The organism is Campylobacter sp. RM9328, from assembly GCF_012978615.1.
In genome coordinates, this window is sequence record NZ_LIWF01000027.1 from 1 (window position 1) to 3,750 (window position 3,750).

Annotated in this window: 4 protein-coding genes; all 4 read right to left on the reverse strand. The window is 39.2% G+C overall.

Annotated features, from left to right (window positions below):
- Positions 1–4 precede the first annotated feature (4 nt).
- From CCAL9328_RS10335 to CCAL9328_RS10350, 4 genes are read right to left on the reverse strand one after another with little or no spacing between them, the layout of a single operon-like run.
- Complete coding sequence (locus CCAL9328_RS10335; RefSeq protein ID WP_170000603.1) at positions 5–535, reverse strand: hypothetical protein; 531 nt, start codon at positions 533–535, stop codon at positions 5–7.
- Positions 536–546: 11 nt separating this feature from the next.
- Positions 547–1,944, reverse strand: coding sequence for a phage tail-collar fiber domain-containing protein (locus CCAL9328_RS10340; RefSeq protein WP_170000604.1), 1,398 nt, complete (start codon positions 1,942–1,944; stop codon positions 547–549).
- 11 nt (positions 1,945–1,955) lie between these two features.
- A complete protein-coding gene (locus CCAL9328_RS10345; protein ID WP_170000605.1) occupies positions 1,956–2,549 on the reverse strand; it encodes a phage tail protein I in 594 nt (197 codons plus the stop codon).
- On the reverse strand, positions 2,546–3,631 hold the full coding sequence (locus CCAL9328_RS10350) for a baseplate assembly protein (RefSeq protein ID WP_170000606.1): 1,086 nt from the start codon (positions 3,629–3,631) through the stop codon (positions 2,546–2,548). Before CCAL9328_RS10350 ends, CCAL9328_RS10345 begins: the two co-directional genes overlap by 4 nt.
- Positions 3,632–3,750: the final 119 nt, after the last annotated feature.

The following is a 3,750-nucleotide window of genomic DNA, read 5'->3' on the forward strand; positions in this document are numbered from 1 at the left end:
TCATTCATTGTTGTTCTCCTAAGCTTGGCGTTTGAGTTTCTTCCTGTGTCGTTTCGCTTTGTGTGTAAGTTTCAGGCAGTTCAAGTCTAGGCATATCTTGCATCACTTTTGCGATGTTTTCTTCGCTGACTGCGAGCTCTCCTTTTTGCACCTTTTCAAGAATTCCGTAGCAGTATGTATATACCTCGCTGCGCCATTTAAAAAAGGCTACTCCTTCTTCATAGAATGGATTAGGCATAGCAGCATAGCTTGCGGCGGTAGCTATGTTGTCATATCCTTTTTCGTGAGCTTTTTGGTTTAGAAGCGCATCTACGTCGGAGAGGAACTTAGCCTTTATATCTTCGAGCGTCGGCTCTTTAGCTTCGAAAAATAGAGTTTTTGTTTTCGCATCTACTTTGTTTGCGTTTTTATCGATAGCCTCTTGCCAGATTTCATCTGAAATTTGAAAATTCGGCGTAGGTATCGTAGTATGGATTTGGTCATCATAATAACCTAGTATTTTATTTGTAGTTTTGTCATAATTTACGTATTTCATTTTCGCTCCTTTTAATATCCTATCGCAAGCCATCTAGCCGAGGTTACAACTCCAACTGATGCTGTTAGTAAAAAACCAGTAGTAGAGTGCCCCCTTACTACTGTTTCTGTAGTAGCAGATGCCTGAGAGTGCTCTAGTGTTACCCATACACCAAAACATTCACTCGTAAAAGCAATTGGAAACATCGTAGGTTTTGCGATAAACCCATTTTGTGGGTCTGTTATTCCCCACTGAAGTATTAGCCCATTTGGCAGTTTTGTATAGCCGTTTGAAGATTTTGAGCTATCAAAGCTTTCACCCAAAAAGCTTTTTACTGCTTTTTCGGTTACCGCTGTATCTGTAGCGTTGCCAGTTATGGAGTTTTTTAGCTTTGTTATTCCAGCCTTTGCTTCTGTAGCATAGATTGAGTTATCTATCTGACCACTATTTGGCTCTTTTACATTTTTGGCCTTTATAAGCACCACTACGCTCATATTGTATGGGCGTGTTTCTACACCACCTACTTCGGTAGTTGGAGTTGTCATGTTATTACTGACAAATCCATACCAGTTACCACCCAGTGAAGAGTGATTACCTTTGATAGTATAACTGTTATGACTATGAGATTTCAGTTCATCCTCTTGAACTACTCCTAATGCATTAGCATTACCACCTACTGAGCGAAAGAATTTACCATCACTAAAATTTGGTATATTAAAACTCTCTTCACTTCCTCCGTAGGTGTAGCCTATCACATTAAAAAGCTCTGGGTATTCAATCTTATTTAGGCTTCTGCCATCGCACACCAAAAAACCAGCTGGAGTAGTGCTTTCAGAGCTCCACAGCAGATATGAGCCGATTTTTAGCCCGTCTGATATATCGCTCTTTAAGGCGTATTTACTAGCTTCTATGTTGCCTAGCTTCTCACTATCAACCGCCGTGCCATCAACCGGTAAAAACTTCTTATCAAGCTTTTTTATCTCATCTGCTACGTGTGAGCGTGTGGCTAAAACGATATTGTTATCGACTTTTAGCGTGATATTTGCTGCGTTATCTACTTGCAAATAAAATTTAATCGTTATATCCTTACTGCTTCCCTCGCTTAAAAGCGGTTTATAGCTTTCTGGCACTACGCCCACGGCAAATAAAATGCCGTCATCTGTGTAAATGCCGACCCTGCGGATATAAAAACCGCCTACATCGGCACTTATCACACCCTCGCAAATTAGCACGTTTGCATCGCTTTCGCTTTGGGTTATGGTATTTATGCTAAATTTGTGTTTTATGCTTGGTAGCTCGGTTAAATCTTGCGTGATTGGCTGTGTGCTATCGCTTACACCCATTTGGGTTAAGACTATCTGTGCGTTATTTGCGGTGGCCTTGATGAGCTTGTTTAATCCTGCATTAGTTAGAATGCTAAAATAATCCATTTAAATCCTTTCTAAAATATATTTATAATCTCGTGTGTTTTAAACGTATTAGCGTGATAAAATCCTGTTTTTGTTTCAAGCTCTCTTAAAACATAAGGCATAACGCTAATCGTTTCACCGTGCATTAGATAGCCCCCAGCGTGTGCGTTTGCTTTGGTAGCTATTTTTATACTTACGCCATCATAAACGCTTCTAACGTTTTTATAGGTATTTACTATCTCATCGGTCTTTTTTAGGCTCTCTTGGTTTATACCTGTTTTACTTACTTCAAGTTCAAGTTTAAAGTGATAAGGTGCTCCGCCGTATTCGTACCACTCTTTGACGTTTGTTGTGGCGTAAAATAACTTTAAGGCTTTGTTTAAGCTATAAAATGTGCCTGAGTAGTAGTGAATTTCAAATGCGTTTTTTATAAGCTCACGAGCTGTACTCTCGCTAAGTTTGTCAATATCCACATCAAAGTTGGCAGCTAAGATAGGTAAAAGCTGAGCTGGGCAAGTATCGGCTAAGGTATTAATCACGCTAATGTCTAGTCCATCAAGCTTGACGCCAAAGAATTTATCTAGTTTTTTATCAAATTTGCTTTTATGATTTGGCAGTAAGCTCATGAAATAGCCTTTTTATAGCTTAGGTTGAAATTTACTCTTACGAAGCTATCCTCGCCCACTTTTGTATCACTTGTCGGATTTACCAAATTTACTCTATACACTCCGTTTTTATGAAGTACGGAATATATGTAGCTTAAATTTAGATCTTCGCCTATTGCTAGAGAGGTTTTACTAGACTTTATCTGCTTATCTATCTCATCTTGTAAAAACATATCTATTAGCTCAAGCTCTGCCCTTATCTCTACATTTACTATATTTGCATTTGCTACTACTACGTTATCAGTTAGCGGTCTTACCTTCTCATCGCTTAAATACTCTGCTACGCTTTGTCTGGTTTCTTCGCTCATATCAGTGCTTTTTATAAATACATTTACAACGCCAGCACCACCATTTAGTACATTTACCTCTTCTACCTTAGTATTTGCTGATAGTGCGTGATAGATATATGCCTTTTTCGCTCCTGCTGTTGAAAATCTCTCCAGTGAAAGCACGGCTCTTTCTCGCAGCCTCTCATCGCCTTCGACTTCCGTTTCACCACTAAAATTACTCTCTTGTTTTGCTTTTAGCACGAAAGGCAAAGGTGTTTGTATATACTCACACTTTATGTCGCTTTGTTTTACAAAACTATCTAAAACACTAATGCCTGTTATCTCTTTATTTCCTGCTTTTATGGTTAGGCTATTTTTTAGCGTAGCCGTGTCGCCTTTATCGCTTGCAAGCACAAGTCCCGCGGGAATATAAACGTCATAATCAAGCGTAGTCGATAGGCTAAGTTTAACGCTCGCCGTAGGTTTTTCGCCTTTTAGCCGCTCGATACCGTATATTGCTACTACGTTATCAAGGTCGTTTCCCGTCGCAAAAGGCAAAAGCATACTTTTTACGCTACTATTTATGCGAGCTCGAAGTAGTAGCTCACGATACGCCAAAGTTTCAAGCAGAGCCGAGTAGTTATCGCTCTCCAAAAGCGCGATCTCGTCATCTGTTAAATAGCTTTTAAAGACGTTTTTAACGCTTTTTAAAATTTCATCATAATTAAGCGTTTCGATAACGTTCGGATAGGGAAGTTTTGTTAGATCAAGCATAAGCTACCTCCATACTATCGCCGCCCTCAAAAATTATTTTAAATTTAAGTGCGTGATTTTCAAGGCTAATTAGCCTTACCTCGTCTATTTTTATTCTTTTTTCCCATTTTTCTACCGCC

Excerpts from the sequence above, each read along its gene's own strand:
- CCAL9328_RS10335 (WP_170000603.1), bottom strand. The coding sequence starts at position 535 with ATGAAATACGTAAATTATGACAAAACTACAAATAAAATACTAGGTTAT.
- CCAL9328_RS10340 (WP_170000604.1), bottom strand. The coding sequence starts at position 1,944 with ATGGATTATTTTAGCATTCTAACTAATGCAGGATTAAACAAGCTCATC.
- CCAL9328_RS10345 (WP_170000605.1), bottom strand. The coding sequence starts at position 2,549 with ATGAGCTTACTGCCAAATCATAAAAGCAAATTTGATAAAAAACTAGAT.
- CCAL9328_RS10350 (WP_170000606.1), bottom strand. The coding sequence starts at position 3,631 with ATGCTTGATCTAACAAAACTTCCCTATCCGAACGTTATCGAAACGCTT.